Source organism: Streptomyces sp. NBC_00390, assembly GCF_036057275.1.
Lineage (GTDB): Bacteria > Actinomycetota > Actinomycetes > Streptomycetales > Streptomycetaceae > Streptomyces.
In genome coordinates this window covers 7,814,962-7,831,219 of record NZ_CP107945.1, presented here as the reverse complement: position 1 = coordinate 7,831,219, position 16,258 = coordinate 7,814,962, and the positions used below count along the sequence as shown (strand labels likewise).

At 68.5% G+C, this 16,258-nt stretch carries 16 protein-coding genes and 1 pseudogene; 10 read left to right on the top strand and 7 right to left on the bottom strand.

Translation table 11 applies throughout. The annotated features are described in order from the left end of the window. From OHS70_RS34830 to OHS70_RS34810, 5 genes and pseudogenes are all read left to right on the top strand, one after another. Positions 1-1,392, top strand: a complete 1,392-nt coding sequence (locus tag OHS70_RS34830) for a 2-oxo acid dehydrogenase subunit E2 (RefSeq protein WP_328404222.1) — start codon at positions 1-3, stop codon at positions 1,390-1,392. Continuing rightward, entirely contained in the window at positions 1,389-1,646 is a 258-nt protein-coding gene (locus tag OHS70_RS34825; protein ID WP_328404220.1) for an acyl carrier protein, read from the top strand. The genes OHS70_RS34830 and OHS70_RS34825 overlap by 4 nt, the downstream gene beginning before the upstream one ends. Then, complete coding sequence (locus OHS70_RS34820; RefSeq protein ID WP_328404218.1) at positions 1,643-1,840, top strand: hypothetical protein; 198 nt, start codon at positions 1,643-1,645, stop codon at positions 1,838-1,840. The genes OHS70_RS34825 and OHS70_RS34820 overlap by 4 nt, the downstream gene beginning before the upstream one ends. A 70-nt stretch (positions 1,841-1,910) precedes the next feature. After that, positions 1,911-2,093, top strand: a pseudogene (locus tag OHS70_RS34815) (putative PEP-binding protein); the annotation flags it as partial. Between the two features lie 234 nt (positions 2,094-2,327). Beyond that, positions 2,328-2,999, top strand: coding sequence for a CBS domain-containing protein (locus tag OHS70_RS34810; RefSeq protein ID WP_328404216.1), 672 nt, complete (start codon positions 2,328-2,330; stop codon positions 2,997-2,999). A 59-nt stretch (positions 3,000-3,058) separates the two neighbouring features. Here OHS70_RS34810 and OHS70_RS34805 read toward each other — a convergent pair whose 3' ends face one another. After that, positions 3,059-3,931, bottom strand: a complete 873-nt coding sequence (locus OHS70_RS34805; protein ID WP_328404214.1) for a potassium channel family protein — start codon at positions 3,929-3,931, stop codon at positions 3,059-3,061. Positions 3,932-4,186: 255 nt separating this feature from the next. Between OHS70_RS34805 and OHS70_RS34800 the strand changes: the two genes are divergently transcribed. Further along, a protein-coding gene (locus OHS70_RS34800) for an IS3 family transposase (protein WP_328404212.1) occupies positions 4,187-5,391 on the top strand; the annotation gives its coding sequence in 2 pieces (ribosomal slippage) (positions 4,187-4,510 and positions 4,513-5,391; 1,203 coding nt in all). A 231-nt stretch (positions 5,392-5,622) separates the two neighbouring features. After that, on the top strand, positions 5,623-7,356 hold the full coding sequence (locus OHS70_RS34795) for a SulP family inorganic anion transporter (protein ID WP_328404210.1): 1,734 nt from the start codon (positions 5,623-5,625) through the stop codon (positions 7,354-7,356). Between the two features lie 676 nt (positions 7,357-8,032). Here OHS70_RS34795 and OHS70_RS34790 read toward each other — a convergent pair. The 5 genes from OHS70_RS34790 to OHS70_RS34770 form a co-directional block, all read right to left on the bottom strand. Next, on the bottom strand, positions 8,033-8,911 hold the full coding sequence (locus tag OHS70_RS34790) for a universal stress protein (protein ID WP_328404208.1): 879 nt from the start codon (positions 8,909-8,911) through the stop codon (positions 8,033-8,035). 108 nt (positions 8,912-9,019) lie between these two features. Continuing rightward, a complete protein-coding gene (locus OHS70_RS34785) occupies positions 9,020-9,472 on the bottom strand; it encodes a universal stress protein (RefSeq protein WP_328404206.1) in 453 nt (150 codons plus the stop codon). A gap of 540 nt (positions 9,473-10,012) precedes the next feature. Then, positions 10,013-11,470 (bottom strand): multicopper oxidase family protein, encoded by a 1,458-nt coding sequence (locus OHS70_RS34780; protein WP_328404204.1) that lies wholly within the window; start codon positions 11,468-11,470, stop codon positions 10,013-10,015. After that, positions 11,467-11,703, bottom strand: coding sequence for a hypothetical protein (locus tag OHS70_RS34775; protein WP_328404202.1), 237 nt, complete (start codon positions 11,701-11,703; stop codon positions 11,467-11,469). Before OHS70_RS34775 ends, OHS70_RS34780 begins: the two co-directional genes overlap by 4 nt. Before the next feature lie 45 nt (positions 11,704-11,748). After that, positions 11,749-11,895, bottom strand: a complete 147-nt coding sequence (locus tag OHS70_RS34770; protein ID WP_328404199.1) for a hypothetical protein — start codon at positions 11,893-11,895, stop codon at positions 11,749-11,751. 569 nt (positions 11,896-12,464) lie between these two features. Here OHS70_RS34770 and OHS70_RS34765 point away from each other — a divergent pair. After that, complete coding sequence (locus OHS70_RS34765) at positions 12,465-13,166, top strand: CBS domain-containing protein (protein WP_328404197.1); 702 nt, start codon at positions 12,465-12,467, stop codon at positions 13,164-13,166. Between the two features lie 266 nt (positions 13,167-13,432). Here the strand turns inward: OHS70_RS34765 and OHS70_RS34760 are convergent, their stop codons facing one another. Then, positions 13,433-13,693 carry an SHOCT domain-containing protein gene (locus OHS70_RS34760; RefSeq protein ID WP_328404195.1) on the bottom strand — a complete coding sequence of 87 codons (261 nt, stop codon included), beginning with the start codon at positions 13,691-13,693 and terminating at the stop codon, positions 13,433-13,435. A 276-nt stretch (positions 13,694-13,969) separates the two neighbouring features. Here OHS70_RS34760 and OHS70_RS34755 point away from each other — a divergent pair. Together OHS70_RS34755 and OHS70_RS34750 are read left to right on the top strand one after the other, a co-directional pair. After that, a protein-coding gene (locus tag OHS70_RS34755) for an IS3 family transposase (protein WP_443062697.1) occupies positions 13,970-15,228 on the top strand; the annotation gives its coding sequence in 2 pieces (ribosomal slippage) (positions 13,970-14,267 and positions 14,267-15,228; 1,260 coding nt in all). 51 nt (positions 15,229-15,279) lie between these two features. Continuing rightward, positions 15,280-16,257 carry a hypothetical protein gene (locus tag OHS70_RS34750; RefSeq protein WP_328404193.1) on the top strand — a complete coding sequence of 326 codons (978 nt, stop codon included), beginning with the start codon at positions 15,280-15,282 and terminating at the stop codon, positions 16,255-16,257. Position 16,258: the final 1 nt, after the last annotated feature.

Here is a 16,258-nt window from a genome sequence, read left to right as displayed (position 1 = left end):
ATGGGCGAGTTCACCATGCCGTCCCTGGGCGCCGACATGGATGAAGGCACGCTCCAGGAGTGGCTGGTAGGGCCCGGTGACCCGGTCCGGAAAGGCGATCCCGTCGCGGTCGTCGAAACCGCGAAGTCCACGATCGAGGTGGAGTGCTTCGAGACCGGGATGGTGGGGAAGCTGCTCGTCGAGCCGGGCACGACGGTGCCGGTCGGCACGGCGCTCGCGCTGATCGAGCAGACCGCAGAAGGACAAGAGAAGCGCGAGAAGCGTCGTGAGCCCGAGAAGGCCGAGGCGAAGCGACCGGTCCGGCCATCGCCCCCGACACCCCCCGCCCAGCCCGAACCCGCACCGGTGGGAGTTCCCGCGCCGCCCGCTGCCCACGGGCACGGGCACGGGCACGCCGAAACAGGCCCCCTGCTCCGGCACCTCGCGGAGCGCAGCGGCGTCGACCTCGAGACCCTTCACGGATCCGGGCCCGGGGGGCATGTCACCCGAACCGACGTCGAACGAGCAGCCGCAGCCGCCAGAGGGGTCACTTCGCCGTTGCGGGTACGGGCCACCCCACTCGCCCGACGGCTCGCCGCCGAACTGGACGTCGACCTGGCCGCGGTGACGGGGACGGGCAAGGACGGCGCCGTTCGCGCCGCCGACGTGCGCGACGCAGCCCCTGGACCGGGAAACGCAGCCCCATCCGCGCGCGACATCGCCGCCCCTGAACGTCCTTCCGAGGACCGCGCAGCCGGGATGCGCCGGGCGATCTCCGGACTGATGACCCGCGCCAACCGGGACATCCCGCACTACTACCTGTCCACGACCATCGACTTGACCACCGCCATCGACTGGCTGCACGAGCACAACCGGCGCAGCCCGGTCGGCGAGCGGCTGCTTCCTGCGGCTCTGCTGCTCAAGGCCGCGGCCCGCGCGGCCCGACACGTGCCCGAGCTCAACGGCTTCTGGACCGACGACCACTTCACGGCCGGCGACGGCGTACACCTCGGCGTGGCGATCTCCCTGCGCGGCGGCGGGCTCGTCGCCCCCGCCCTGCACGACGCCGACGCACTCGAACTCCCACAGCTGATGGCCGCCCTGAAGGACCTGGTCGCCCGCGCGCGCACGGGGCGGCTGCGCGGATCCGAAGTATCCGACTCCACCATCACGGTCACCAGCCTCGGCGATCAGGGTGTGGAAACCGTCTTCGGCGTGATCTACCCGCCACAAGTGGCACTGGTCGGCTTCGGACGGGTCGCCGACCGTCCGTGGGCTGTCGACGGCCTGCTGGGCGTACGGCCCGTTGTCACAGCCACTCTGTCCGCAGACCACCGAGCGACAGACGGCGCGGTCGGCGCTCGCTACCTGACAGCAGTCAACCGCCTCTTGCAGAACCCGGAGCAGCTGTGAACCGAACCGAAGCACTGAACCTGGTCAAGGAATCGATCGCCCGTATCATCCCCGACGCCGACTTCACCGCTCTCGGGCCCGACGACAAGTTCCGCGACGCACTCGAAATGGACTCACTGGACTTCCTGAGCTTCATCGAGACCCTCAGCGAACGCGCTGGTATTCACATCGACGACGAGGACACGCCGAGGTTCACCACGCTGTCGGACAGCGCGGACTTCCTCGTCGCCCACACAGAGCAGAGAGGCTCATGATGACCGAGAACATCGTCCCGAACGTGTACGAACGAGTAAGCATCCTGGAGTCCCAGGTGCAGGTCCTGGCCCAGGCTGTCAAGGCACTGGCCGAAGGTCTCGAGAAGATCCCCTCACAGGACACCGAGATGGAGGAGCAGGCAGCCCGAGGTGCCCGGCTGGCACACGAGCTCCTGCTGTCTCAAGGACTGTGAACGGGGGGCGGCCGATGAAGATCTCCGATGCGATGAGCTCTCCGGCGCTGGCCGTTCCGACGCAGACGCCGCTGCCCGGCCCGACCTGAAGATCTGCGTCTGCGGCGAACACGGAGGCGACCCCGACTCGGTCCATTTCTTCCACGCCTCCGCTCTCGACCATGTTTCGTGCTCACCGTTCCGCGTCCCGGTCGCCCGCCTCGAAGCCGGACGGGCCGCTCTCCCCCAGACCGAAGCGGGCGAAAGCAGGTGACGGCAGTCGCCACGACGACCCAGCGGCTCAGGCCGAGGCCACGCCGGGCGGGCGGGACGGCGCGGACCGTGCACGCTTCCCTGTGACGCCACGAGCAACGGTTCTTTGGTCATGACCACGCCGTCCGCTGGTGGCGGCTGACCGCGTGTGCGACGCTCGAAAGAGAGCCGCCACGTCCTGACGGCCTGACGGCCGGCCCGCTGCGCGTCAGTCTTGTGAATGAGGGCACCTGTCATGGCTCCTGCTCCGTACACCGTGAACGATGTGATGACCGAGACCGTCGTGGCAGTGGGGCCTGATGCCGAGTTCAAGGAGATCGTCGCCGCCATGGCGCAGTGGAAGGTCACAGCTGTGCCGGTCGTGGAGGGTGAGGGCCGCGTGGTGGGCGTGGTCTCCGAGGCAGACCTTCTGGCCAAGGAGGAGTTTCACGACTCCGACCCCAGCCTCATCGAGCAGATGCAGCAACTCGATGAGATGGCGAAGGCAGGTGCGGTGTGTGCGAGGGACCTCATGACGACACCGGCAATCACCGTGCGCGCGGATGCCTCAGTGTCGCAGGCCGCCCGGCGCATGGCCCGACAGAAGGTCAAGCGCCTACCGGTCGTGGACGACAGCGGCGTGCTGCAGGGCATCGTCAGCCGGTTCGACCTCTTGAAGGTCTTCCTGCGCCCGGACGACGACATCGCCGCCGAAGTGCGCCGTGAGGTCGTCGACCGTCTGTTCCGGGTTTCCCACAGCGGTATTGGTGTCGACGTCACGGACGGCATGGTGACACTCACCGGCACGGTCCGCGACAGCCACCTCATCCCCGTCGCCGAACGCCTTGCTTTCGGTGTCGAAGGGGTGGTCGATGTGGCCTGTGACCTCACCGGCCCACCGCAGGTCTCCGGCGAGGACCGAGGCTGAGCCCGTCCCGAGCGCCGCTCCCGCCGGCGTCCCAGGGAGCCTGTGCTCCTGACCGGCGTTCACATCTGGCTTCTGTCGTGATCCTCCGCGTAGGCGCGGTAGATGTCCTGCACTGTGCCACCAGTGTGCAGGAAACGCTCGTCGAGGATGTCGGCGAGATCCGCCAGCGCTGTCGTGAGCAGAGAGGCAGCGAGCCGTACCTCGGCGTGCCGGGCACTGCCGCCGCGGGCGGCGAGTTCCGCTGCGTATCGGACTCTCGTGGCCAGCGACGTGTGGTCCGCGCCGTCGTGAAAGTAGTAGGACTCGGCGTACTGGAGGAAGTCGACGCAGATGCGTGCCACTTCAGCGGCGAGGCCGTCCAGAATCGCGGCCCCTGCGGACGAGTCGAGCTCCAGCAGCGACGGGTCGTTGCGCTGCAGCTGCGACAGGCGCAGAGCCAGAGCCCGTCTGCGGGTGAGTGCCGGATAGATCTCCAGAACCCAGGAGACGGTGGCCGTCAGCAGTACGAAGCCGACGAGGGCTTCGGCGGGGGTTACGATGCGCAGCCATGGCTCAGCTGGGGCGATGTCGCCGAGACCGAGCGTCGCCACTGTGACCAGCGAGATGTACAGCGCATCCACCAGCCCGCCGTGCTCGGCGGGCTTCAGGTCGGCGGCGAACAAAAAGGCGTCCGGCAGATGGGGCCAGTAGATCAGCGCCCAGCCCAGGGTGACGGTGCCCGCCCACATGGCCACCACCGTCACCATGGCGAAAGGGCCGGCGAGTCCGGCGGCCCCTTTGCGTAGAGGGAACTGCTGGGACAGTTTCCACAGCACCGACATGACGTGCCGGCTGAGCCCTCCGCGTCGTGTGGGGTGCCACAGGGTGTGGAAGAGATCTCTCAGGGCGACCATGACCAGCGCCGCTCCGATCAATGAGACCAGCCATTTCATACGCGTCTCCCGAGGCCTGGCGTAGGCGCCAGCATGCATGGCTGTCCACGCGGCCCTGTGCAGGCCACGCGTGGAGCGGGGGGAGAACTGACCAGGGTCATCAAGCGTGAATGCGTCCTTGCCCCCATCGACGAGGTCCGGCCCTGACCGTGTGCGCCGCAGGACGCCTACGCCGGGGCGAACGGGGCCTCCCCCTGAGTGGGGGACACGCTGATACTGGATCTGCTTGATCCGGAGGAAGCGAGAAGACCGCCGATGGCGATGAAGGACTACTCGGACGAGTTCAAGGCCGATGCCGTGGGCCTGTACGCGTCCACACCCGGGGCGACCTACAAGAGCATCGCCGCCGACCTGGGCGTCAACCGGGCCACCCTGCGCGAGTGGGTGCTGCGGGACCGCGAACGCCGTGGCATCACCGCCGCTGCTGCGAAGCCGGACGCCCAACCTCGGGAGGCGGCGCCATCCGCCGATCCGAACGAGCGGGTCCGGCAGCTGGAGGCGCGGGTGGCAGAACTCGAGGCGAGTGAGCGCAAGCTCGCCACCGAGCGGGACATCCTCCGCAAGGCGGCCAAGTATTTCGCCGGAGAGACGAACTGGTGAGGGGCCGCTTCCAGTTCGTTGACGACCACCGGGACATCTACGAGGTGAAGCGGCTCTGCCACGTCCTGGACGTGAACCGATCCAGCTACTACAAGTGGCTCGCCGGCGCCGAGGCCCGGGCCGCCCGGCAGCACAAGGACCGGATCCTGGCCGAGGAGATCCGCGAGGTCCACGGCGAGTCCGGCGGCGCCTACGGCTCCCCGCGAGTGACCGCCGAGCTCCGCGAGAAAGGGCGGCGGGTCAACGAAAAGCGGGTCGCCCGGATCATGCGGACGTTCTCCATCACCGGCATCCGCCTGCGCAGACGCGTGCGCACCACCGTCCCGGACCCGGCAGCCTCACCGGTTCCAGATCTGTTCCAGCGGGACTTCACCGCCACCGAGCCGGGGCGGAAGTACATGGGCGACATCACGTATCTCGCGCTCGCAGGCGGGGAGTTCCTCTACCTTGCGACCGTGCTGGACTGCTTCAGCCGCAAGGTCGTCGGCTGGTCCATCGCCGACCACATGCGCACCGACCTGGTCGCCGACGCACTGCGGATGGCAGCCTCGACCCGAGGCGGCCTGGACGGCGCCGTGTTCCACTCCGACCACGGGGCCCAATACGGATCCCGGGCCTTCGCAGGCCTCTGCGACCACCTCGGGGTCACCCGGTCGATGGGCGCAGTCGGCACCAGCGCCGACAACGCGGCCTGCGAAAGCTTCCACGCGTCCCTGAAACGCGAGACCCTCCAGGGCACCCACGACTACGGCGACGCCGACACCTGCCGCAGGACCGTCTTCGCCTGGCTAACCCGCTACAACACCCGCCGCCGACACTCCGCCAACGGCCACCTCAGCCCCAACGAATACGAACACTGACACCACACCGCTACACTCACGCTCGCTGCGTGATCAATAACCGCGTGCCCACCTTCACGGGGGAAGGCCCAACTGCCGTAGGCATGGTTTCACCGGGCAGTGTGCGGTCCGGTGCGACCTCACCGGTGGTTTGCGCCCCGGCGTCGGTTGGGGCGACGGGCGTGGTGGTGGCGCGGGCCCTCGCGGCGGTGCAACAGTCGGTGGGATTCTGAACCGCGGGAGAGGAGCCTCATGTCGCAGCAGGCCGGAGCCCGCCACTCGGGATGGCATCGTTTCGTGCCCGGTCTACCCGGAATCGCTGCGCTCGCCGGCTACGAGCGCTCCTGGCTGCGCGGCGATCTGCTGGCCGGTGTGACCGTGGCGGCGTATCTCGTGCCGCAGGTCATGGCGTATGCGACCGTGGCGGGGCTGCCGCCCGTCGCCGGGCTGTGGGCGATCCTGCCCGCCCTGGTGCTGTACGCGCTGCTCGGTTCGTCCCGGCTGTTGTCGGTCGGTCCGGAGTCGACGACCGCGCTGATGACCGCCACCGTGGTCGGGCCGCTCGCCGCCGGGGATCCGGGCCGGTATGCCGTGCTGGCGGCCGCGTTGGCCGTTGCGGTCGGGCTGCTGTGCCTGGTGGCGTGGGCGGCGAGGCTCGGCTTCGTCGCCGATCTCCTCTCGCGGCCGGTCCTGGTCGGCTATTTGGCGGGTGTGGCGCTGATCATGATCGTGGACCAGCTGCCCAAGATCACGGGCGTGGAGACCACTGGTTCCGGTTTCTTTCCGCAGCTGCTGTCCTTTGCTCAGAACCTGACCGAGGCTCAGTCGGCCACGGTGGCCGTCGCCGTCGGCGCCCTGGCTGTCCTCTTCGCTGCTCCGCGCTTCCTGCACGTCGTACCCGGCCCGCTGCTGGTGGTCGTGCTCAGCACCGCCGCAGTTGCGGCGTTCGGCCTGGACGAGCACGGCATCGCGGTGATCGGAGAGGTCCCGGCGGGGCTGCCCCATCCGGCACTGCCGAGCCTCGACGAACTGCCTCACCTGATGCTGCCGGCGCTCGGCCTCCTCCTCGTCGGCTACACGGATGTGATCCTGACCGCGCGCGCGTTCGCCAAAGGCGGCGAGAGCGGGCGGCTCGACGCCAACCAGGAGTTGCTGGCCCTGGGCGCGGCAAACCTCGGCGCGGGTGCGCTGCACGGCTTTCCCGTGAGCAGCAGTGCCAGCCGCACTGCGCTGGCCGATTCCGCGGGCGCGCGTACCCAGGTGTACTCGCTCACTGCCGGCGCGGCCGTGCTCGCCGTTCTGCTGGTGCTCAGCCCGCTGCTGAGCGCGACTCCCGTGGCCGTGCTGGGGGCTCTCGTCGTCTATGCGGCCGTCCGGATGATCGACCTGGCGGGCTTCCGGCGGCTGGCTTCTTTCCGGCGCCGGGAACTCCTGCTGGCGCTGGGGTGCCTGTGCGGTGTGCTGGCCCTGGACATTCTGTACGGGGTGCTCGTCGCCGTCGGCCTTTCGGTGACCGAGTTGCTGTCGAGGGTGGCCCGCCCGCACGACGCCGTCCTGGGCCTGGTGCCCGGCGTGGCCGGCATGCACGACGTGGACGACTACCCGCAGGCGCGCACCATTCCCGGGCTGCTCGTCTACCGCTACGACTCTCCGCTGTTCTTCGCCAACGCCGAGGACTTCCGGCGCCGTGCACTCGCCGCCGTCGCCGAGCAGAGCTCGCCCGTCAGATGGTTTGTGCTCAACACCGAGGCCAATGTGGAGGTGGACATCACCGCGCTGGACTCCGTCGATGCGCTGCGTCGCGAACTGACGGGACGCGGCATTGTGTTCGCGATGGCGCGTGTGAAGCAGGACCTGCTCGACGACCTGGACGCCTACGGGCTGACGGAGTCCGTCGGCCGCGATCTGGTCTTTCCCACATTGCCCACGGCGGTGGCCGCGTACCGGGACTGGCGTCAGGCCCGTGGCGATGGTTCGGCTGAGTAGGGACGCCGCCGCTCGCTCGTGCATCGCTTGCGACGGTGCGTGCAGATGTGCGCCGAAGTGCCAGACGGCTTCACTCTCACCTTGGTCGGCCGGGAGCGCGGGGCACGAGGGCCTTCTGTCGCCGGGCTGAGACGTCGCAATCCACACCGAGCCAGAAGGGCCCCACCCGTTTCACGATCACTCAACCGTGAACCCCTTCACGCCCCCTGTGGTCTGAACACCTATGGCGTCGCCGCGCCTGGTCCCCCGGGTGCTCGGCAACCGGTGACAGGCACCGTCGCGGACCCGTCCGCTGAGGGTGACGGCACCCTTCACCGCTTCGACTTGAATGGCGCTGCGGGAGGCGGGAAAGAAGCGGTCGACAACCACATGGTGCACCTCCGCAGCGATGTCCTCGTCCGGGCGCAGGAGGACAGGAAGACGTTCAGCAGATCCCGCGGCTCACGATGCCCCTGAGCACGCCGGCTTCGTCGACGAAAGGAGGGCGCTTGACGTGCGGGCGCGCGCCAAAAGTCGGGCCGCGTGGGGCGAGGTCGCGGTGGCCTTGACCGTTGCGGCGGGGCTGGACATGAGGTCCCTCGCACTCACGGCGCCTGCCTTGGCGTAGTCGGTCAGCCGACGCTGCGGATCCATCAACGGTGGCGGGCACCGAGCAGCTCAGCCCCCGCCCACACCGTTACGCACTCTTCGGAACGACGGCCACCGGACATGCGGCGTGGTGCAGCACGGTGTGCCCGACCCTGCCCAGCTGCAGGCCGAACTGGCCCTCGCGCCGTCGCGCGCCGACAACCAGCAGGTCAGCGGCAGCGGAGAGGTCGACCAGAGCCTTGCGCGCAGATCCTTCGGCCGTGGTGGCCTGAAGGAGGACGTCCGGGTTGTCGCGTGCGGCCGCAGCCAATGCCTCGTCCAGCACTGTCTCGGCTCGCACCTCGTAGTAGCGCGCCGGGTCCCCTTCCGGCAGGAAATGGTCCGCGCTCTCGTGCGAGGGCCGGCGCCAGGCACGGACGACGGACAGTGTGCAGCCGCGCGCCTTTGCCTCGCGGAACGCGAAGCGCACCGCTGCCGAATCCACGTCGGCGTCGCCGACGCCGAGCAGCACACGACCGTGTGAGCCTGCCAGAGCGGCATCGTCTCCGCGCACGACGATCACGGGGCAGTGGGCGCGGGCTGCCAGTGCCAGGCTCACAGAGCCCAGCAGCAGGCCCGTGATCTCGCCCCGTCCTCGCGAACCGGTGATCAGAGCGGTCGCCCGCCTGCTCTCGCGCAGCAGGGCCTTCACGGTGTCCTCCGGCAGCACATCGGTCGTCACTTTGACGTCCGGCGCACGCAACTGCGCTCGTTCTCCCGCCATTCCGATGATGTTCTCCCCCAGTACACGCGTGTCGGAACGGCCAAGGCTGGCGGCCAGCGCGGCCCCCTCGTACAGCTCCCACCTCGTCGCGTAGATCAGCCGGAGCGGCAGACCGTGACGCGCGGCCTCGTCCGCGGCCCAGTCCGTGGCTCGAAGGCTGGACTCGGAACCGTCGACGCCTACCACCAAGGGTGACTGCATCATCCTTCCCACCGCCTTTCACCGCCCTGTGAACGGGCTCGCTTCCACCGTCGCACCGGCGCAAGTGGCCCGATAGGGCCGGTCGGACTCCGGCTGTTCCAAAGGGCCCGCTCAGGCCTCCACCTCGACGGTCGGGCGGACGATGACAACAGGGCACGTGGCGTGCAGCGCGCACTGCTGACTCACGGAACCGAGCAGCGTACGGCGGAAGCCGCCCAGTCCTCTGTTGCCCAGCACGAGCGCCGCGGCCCCTTCGGCCTCACTCAGCAGCACCTCGACGGTGTCGCCCCGCACGAGACGCTTTCGCACATGGGCCGCGCCCGACTCACCGAGAACCGTGCGCACCTCGTCGACGAGACCCTGCTCGGCGATCTCCTCGTCGAAATCGGCATCCACCGCGGGAGCGGACCATCCGTGCGCACCCGGGAGGTCCCAGGCCGCCACCGCCACCACATCGGCCCCGATCAGTTTCGCGTGGCTGACCGCCCAGCGAAGCGCTGCATGCGACGAAGTCGAGCCGTCGATACCCACCACGACATGCAAGGCCGAATCCTGGCTCTCCATGGCGTTCACCCTTCTCTTCATCTGCATCCACGCTGCGTGACCTGGGGGCTACCCGCCATATGAGAGCCGCCGACAGATACAACGCCACCCACTTGGGCCCGTGGCTTGGTGGCGAAACGCTCGCTTTGTGGTCGCAGTCCTGAGCAACTGGCTCGACGGCATCGCTCGACCGGTCCCGGCTGGGCGCCGATCCGGTCATGGCTCGTTCTATACGCCTTCCGACCAAGGGCCTCGTTCTTGTGTTGATCGAGTCGCCTCACCGGCAGGCCACAAGGCGGGAACAGGACGCGCGGCCGCAGCCCGGGTGAGGGGCGGGCCGGACCACTCCGGAGATCCGGCGGTGATCGCGTTCAGCAGAACCTCGACCGGGTTGCCCCGCACGGGGTTCATCGTCCCAGCTCAAGGCACTTTCGCGTGTCGGCCAGCATCCCGACCAGCCCCAACCGAAACGGCGACGTCAGGGCTTCAAGATCACCCCATGGCCTCTTTTGGCTGCCAGTTTCGCACCCCTTGACCGCCCGGTGATCCGAACGGAACGGCCTAGCCGCGTACGTTCACGGTGGCCATCATGCCCAGGTCCTCGTGGTCGAGGATGTGGCAGTGAAATACGGTGCGGCCGGGGAAGTCGCTGAACGGGATCCGAAGACGCACCCACCCCCGCGCGGGGACGAGCACGACGTCCTGCAACACGCCGGCTGGCGGCATACCGGCGCTGCCCGCCAGCACGTGGAAGGGCCAGGCGTGCAGGTGGAACGGGTGATCCATGGGGCTGGTGTTGACCACGGTCCACTCCTCGGCGGTGCCAAAGGCGACGCTCTGGTCGTCACGGTTCGGGTCGTAGGTACGCCCGTCGATGGTGAAACTCATCCCACCCATGCCCCTCCGGGCCATGCCCATGGCGAAGGTGAGTCGGCGTTGCCCGGTCACCGGGCCTTGCGGGACGGCCGGGGCCGGCAGCGTCGCGGGTACCGATCGCGGCGTTGTGGCCGGGCCGGCGGCCAGGGTGACCAGGGTGACCGGACCACCAGCGGACGGGCCACCGTCCATCATGCCGAGACCGCCCCGGTCGTAGGGGTCGCTGACCAAGGCGTACCGGCCGCTGCCGGTGGGGCGCACGAGCAGGTCGGCGCGGTTGCCGGGGGCGAGCACCACCTGGTCCCGGTCGACCGGTGCGGGCAGGAACACCCCGTCCAGGGCGACCTGGGTGAGCCGGTGGCCTTCCAGCCGTAGCGGCAGGACTCGGGAGACGCAGCCGTTGATGACCCGCCACCGCTGCACTGACCCGGCTGCGACGGTGATGACGGGCTGGTGCTGGCCGTTGACCAACACCAGCTCGCCCTCGCGGCCCGTCATCCTGGCCATCGTGGTCGGCGAGGCGACCCGGCCGGCCCCGTCCAGGGTGGTGTCGGTGACCAGCAGCAGCCGGTCGCCGCTGACCGGCACGTCCGCCTCACCCCCGACACCCTCGACCAGCAGCGCCCCGACCAGGCCGGCGAAGATTTGATCCGCGACGGTGCCGTGGTGGTGCGGGTGGTACCAGAACGTGCCCGCCGGATGCCGGGCGGGAATCCGTATGGCGTAGTCGTAGCTGTCACCGGGCTCGATGGTGATGAACGGGTTGTCGCTGTTGCCTGACGGGGATACGTGCAGGCCGTGGGTGTGCAGGTTGGTCGGCTGGTCGATGTGGTTGACCAGCCGCAGCTGCATCAGATCCCCGGGCCGCACCCGCAACGTCGGTCCCGGCGAGGTGCCGTTGAACCCCCACCCCGTGGTGTCCCGCCCTGCCAGCCGCACACCCGGGGCGGCGACAAGCCGCACGTTCAGCAGCCCGTCGCGGCTGGCGAGAACCTGCGGCTCGGCCAGCTCCTGGCCCTGGACGGCCGGCTGAAGCCGGCTGTTGGGCGGGGCGCCAAGGCCGGTGGCCCAGCCCGCCGCGCCGGCCGTACCCAACCCGAGCAGGCCCAGCGCCCGGCGGCGGCTGATCGGTTCCCCGCTCATGGCAGCATGCTCCTGCGCTGCCGGCACTCCTGCTCGTTGAGCTCCCCGCGTGCATAGCGCTCATCGCGGATCCGCCGGGCCGCCGACCCGGCCCCGGCCCCGATCTGGGAAGACTTCCGGCCGCCACGCACCAGGTTCATCGTGGCGTAGCCGATGATCAGCAGACCAACCACGACCAGTGCCGACCACACCCACATCCAGCCGATCGCCTGACCGCCCATCAACGCGATCACGCCCCTCGGGCAGTTCCTTCGTCTCAGCGCCAGCCTAGCTCTGGCTCACGCGACGGGCAGCCGGGGAGGACTGGCATCCGCCCGCAGGCGCACGGCGGGCAGCTCAGGGTTCATCGACGACATGGCCGCGTACGCCCGCAGCCTGCGGCCCAAAGGTGTCCCCGTCCGCGAGATCGCGCGCAAGCTCGTCATACCCTCGGGCAAGAACAAGGGCCAGCGCCCTCGGTCGCCACCGTCCACCACATCCTCGCCAAGGACAACCAGGCCGACGGCGCGTGCTCCTCCGGGGTGTTCTCCCCGCCGTGAAGCCCCAACGCGGCCATCGCCGCGGCAACCTGCTCGACCGTGGCCGGAGCCTCGCCCCCATCTACTCGCCCATCCCGGCAGGCCATCGACGCCGCCCACCCCTCGTACGGCGAAGCCGGAGAACCCTCCCCGCACCGCGTACGGCACCTCTCCGCCCCTTCAGAGCTTCAAGATCATCCCAAAGCCCCTTTGGCGCGTATCCGGGTCACACCCCCCACGGGACGCTTTCGCGCCTGGCTCTGCATTCGGCCGTGGACGTTCCTCAGACCCCTGACCGCCTGGGACGCACGCTTGCCGGTGCTCGAAGCGAGGGCCGTTCGGCCCTCGCTTCGAGCACACCCGCAGGCAGATCGTGGACTTAGATGGAGTCGTGGACATGGCTCGGGGCGAGCGGCGACGCGGCGGGCCCTCGGGACGGGAAGAACCTGGTTGCGGTTCCGGCAGGAGGTACCGATATGAGGACCATGACGGTAGGTGGCGTGATGGTCGGCGAGGTCGTCTCGGTCACGCCGCTCACTCCGTTCAAGGAGCTCGCCAAGTTGCTCGCCGAGCACAACGTCAGCGGGCTTCCGGTTGTCGACGACGACAACCGGGTACTCGGGGTCATCTCCCAGAGCGACCTTCTCGTACGGCAGGCCTCGGAATCAGCCGCCGACAGGACAGCCCAGGAACCCCAGCACGCCAGGACGGCGGGTCGAGCCACGGACAAGCAGACCGGCCTCACTGCCGAGCAGCTGATGTCCACCCCCGCCGTCACCGTCCACGCCGACGACAAGATCGCCAAGGCGGCGCGGACGATGCTTCGCCACAGCGTCGAACGACTGCCTGTGGTCGATGCGGAGGACCGCTTGGTCGGCATCGTCACCCGTCGCGATCTGCTCCAGGTGTTCCTGCGCCCCGACCCCGAGATCCGCCGCCATGTGATCGAGGACGTTCTGCTGAACACGCTCCGGCTGACTCCGGATGTCGTCGATGTGCACGTCGTCGACGGAGTGGTCACGTTGGAAGGGCAGCTCGAGCGACGCAGCCAGATCGACGTGATGCTACGACTCACCCAGCAGGTGGACGGCGTGGTGAGCGTGGTGGACCGCCTCTCGTACCGGCTCGACGACGTTGTGATTCCGTCCGAGGACTCGACGTACGGATGGCCCTGGTGAATGCTGCGCACTTCGGCACGTTGCTGCGGCTGTGACCTCGGCTACGCGTGGGGTGCTGGGGGCCGATCCGTCGTACGTCGATCCCGGTCCGCCCGTCGTACGTCGATCCCGGTCCGCGACCCAGGGCGCTGCTTCCGGGCTGACCGTGCGTGCAGCAAGCTCAATGCTCGTCGTGCGGCCGGACTGCCGAGGTCCCGCCGGACGCCACCGCCTCGACGGGTCTGGTCTCCTGCACCGAAGTACAGGGGCAACCCATGCGGCCCGAATCAAGGCCTTGGAGGGCCGGTGTGCAGGGCGTCCAGGCGACGCCGGTACTCCTCCTCGTCGATCTCCCCGCGGGCGAACCGGTCGCCGAGAATCTGCTCGGGTGTGGGCACTGCGGGGGCGTGGGTGTGCTCGTGAGGGCGGTTCAGCGCGCGGAAGAGCAAGACAGCCGCAGTGATGATCAGCGCCCAGAAAAGGATCATGCTGGCTGACATCGCGAACCAGCCCCACCCGCTGACGTTGTGGTCGTACCAGAACATCATCGCCACTCACCTGCTTCGGCTGTTTCAGCGGTCGGGGTGCGAATGTGGAAGGCCCCGCACCCGCAAGAGCTCTTGTCCTACTTGCATGATCCCTCTCATGCCTGTGGCGCGCTGGGGCCGAATGGCCCCGAGGTGGGTGGGCCAACTGGGCCCTACCTGGTCGGAATACCTGGCTGGAGGCTGAAGGCTGGAAGGGCGAGCTGCATGGGGCCCTGACCCCGGATTCTGGACACCGGAGAGACTTGGATCTTGATGGTCCAGGAGAACGGAGTCCCTGTGGGGATGAAGCACTACCCCGCCGAGTTCAAGGCGGACGCAGTCGCGTTGTACCGGTCCCGTCCAGGAGCGACGATCAAGTCGGTCGCCGCCGACCTCGGAGTGAACACCGAGACGCTGCGCTACTGGATCCGGGCCGCCGATGGACGCTGCTCCGGTGCCCACTCCGCAACTGCGGCGGCGCCGCAACCTGGAGGTGACGCGGTTCAGGCGGAGCTGGCCGCCGCACGCAAGAGGATCCGTGAGCTGGAGGAGGAGCGGGACATTCTCCGCAAGGCGGCCCGGTATTTCGCAGGGGAGACGCGCTGGTGAACCGCTGCCAGTTCGTTGACGATCACCAGCGCCGGTTCGGCGTCACGCGGTTGTGCTCGTTGCTGGGGATCGCCCGCTCGAGCTTCTACTACTGGCGCCGCAGCTCGGTCGCACGGACGGCCCGGCAGGCCGCCGAGGCCGAACTCGCGGCCCGGATACGCAAGGTTCACCAGGACTCCGACGGCACCTACGGTGCTCCGAGGATCACCGCGGAGCTCCGCGAGGACGGCGGCCTGGTGGTCAATCACAAGCGTGTCGCGAGGATCATGCGGAGCATCGGCCTTGAAGGCGTCCGCCTGCGGCGCCGGCACCGCACCACCGTCGCGGACCCGGCCGCGGCGAAGGCGCCGGACCTGATCGGCCGCGACTTCACCGCCACCGCGGTGAACGCGAAGTACGTCGGCGACATCACGTACTTGCCGGTCAGCGGCGCGAAGCCGCTCCATCTCGCGACCGTGATCGACCTGTGTTCACGCCGTCTGGCCGGGTGGGCGATCGCCGATCACATGCGCACCGAGCTCGTCATCGATGCCCTCCAGGCCGCCGAGCGGACCCGCGGAAGCGTGGCCGGGGCGGTGATGCACACCGATCACGGCTCTCAATATACGAGTCGAATCTTCACCGAAGTCTGCAGGTCAGCAGGGGTGCGGCAGAGTATGAGCGCGGTCGGGTCCAGCGCGGACAACGCCGCCGCCGAATCGTTCAACGCCAGTTTCAAAAGAGAGACGTTGAAAGGCCGAAAGGGCTGGTCGAGCGAGCGCGCGGCCCGACCTGACGCCTTCCGCTGGCTGACCAGATACAACGCCCGACGTCGGCACTCCCGCCTCGGACAGCGATCACCGATCGCTTACGAGAACACCTTCCAAACAACATCAACTACCCTGGCCCGAGCCGCAAAGACGTGTTCAAGATCTGGGGTCAAGGCCCCCTCGCTCACAGCCCTTTGAGTGAATCATCCGTGTCGTCCGCCATCGACTCCATGACCGTCCGTTAAGCTCGTGGCGCCACACAAGGTTCCGATCTCCACGGAGGGCAGGACGGCGAGGATCAATCGCGAGCGTCTCGTCAGAACGCTGACGTTCTGGCTGCGTCCCGCCTTTGCGTTGAGAGTCATCAACCGGTTTCAGAAGATCGCTGGTTTCGACCGCTCGATGGCCCTGGCGTCCAGCGCTCTCACCGCGCTGGTTCCGCTCACAATCCTCTGCAGCGCCGTCCTGAGCGACTTCGTCCGCTACGACTCCGCGGAGCGGATCATCCAGCGCTACAGCCTCACCGGAGCGGGCGCCGAGGCAGTCAACTCCCTCTTCTCCCCTGTCGAGAGCACAAACGTGAGCGTGGGCATCTTCGGGGTGGTGCTCCTGACGATCTCGGTGCTGAGCTTCGCGCGAGCGTCGCAGCGGCTCTTCGAACAGACATGGGAACTCAAGCCCCTCAGCGTGCGCAACACACGAAACGGCCTGTGGTGGATCCTCACTCTTGGTGGCTACGCAGTGGTCATCGGGTGGCTCTCCGCAGTCGTCGGCGGGAGCGGACGAGGTCTGGTGACCGCGGCCGGTGAGGCATCGGTTACCGCCGTTTTCCTTGTCTGGAGCGGCTGGATCCTGTCAGCGAAGCGGATCACCTGGCCCTACCTGATCCCCTTCGGCGTCACCGCAGCCGTTCTGACAGCGGTCTATTCCGTTGGCGCAACCCTCTACCTGCCGCGTCTCTTCAACGCCTCTGTCTCCCGCTACGGGGTGGTCGGTGCCGTCTTCGCGATGATCTCGGCCCTCTTCGCAGCCATGCTCGTCCTCGTCGCATCGGCTGCACTCGGACGAGAAGTACAAGACGAGCTCAGTCGGATCAGTCAGGGCCGGCGCCCTTCCGACCATGAGGTCCGCCAGCAGTGGGACAGCGTGGTCGAGCAGACACGGTCACGTTGGCGCACGGCACGGGAACACGTCTCTCATCGTCGGATCAACGGCGCGGACCACTGAT

What these genes read in the sequence shown, in the direction of transcription:
- OHS70_RS34830 (WP_328404222.1), top strand. Translation starts at nt 1, where the DNA reads ATGGGCGAGTTCACCATGCCGTCCCTGGGCGCCGACATGGATGAAGGC.
- OHS70_RS34820 (WP_328404218.1), top strand. Translation starts at nt 1,643, where the DNA reads ATGATGACCGAGAACATCGTCCCGAACGTGTACGAACGAGTAAGCATC.
- OHS70_RS34810 (WP_328404216.1), top strand. Translation starts at nt 2,328, where the DNA reads ATGGCTCCTGCTCCGTACACCGTGAACGATGTGATGACCGAGACCGTC.
- OHS70_RS34805 (WP_328404214.1), bottom strand. Translation starts at nt 3,931, where the DNA reads ATGAAATGGCTGGTCTCATTGATCGGAGCGGCGCTGGTCATGGTCGCC.
- OHS70_RS34795 (WP_328404210.1), top strand. Translation starts at nt 5,623, where the DNA reads ATGTCGCAGCAGGCCGGAGCCCGCCACTCGGGATGGCATCGTTTCGTG.
- OHS70_RS34790 (WP_328404208.1), bottom strand. Translation starts at nt 8,911, where the DNA reads ATGATGCAGTCACCCTTGGTGGTAGGCGTCGACGGTTCCGAGTCCAGC.
- OHS70_RS34785 (WP_328404206.1), bottom strand. Translation starts at nt 9,472, where the DNA reads ATGGAGAGCCAGGATTCGGCCTTGCATGTCGTGGTGGGTATCGACGGC.
- OHS70_RS34780 (WP_328404204.1), bottom strand. Translation starts at nt 11,470, where the DNA reads ATGAGCGGGGAACCGATCAGCCGCCGCCGGGCGCTGGGCCTGCTCGGG.
- OHS70_RS34770 (WP_328404199.1), bottom strand. Translation starts at nt 11,895, where the DNA reads ATGACGAGCTTGCGCGCGATCTCGCGGACGGGGACACCTTTGGGCCGC.
- OHS70_RS34765 (WP_328404197.1), top strand. Translation starts at nt 12,465, where the DNA reads ATGAGGACCATGACGGTAGGTGGCGTGATGGTCGGCGAGGTCGTCTCG.
- OHS70_RS34760 (WP_328404195.1), bottom strand. Translation starts at nt 13,693, where the DNA reads ATGATGTTCTGGTACGACCACAACGTCAGCGGGTGGGGCTGGTTCGCG.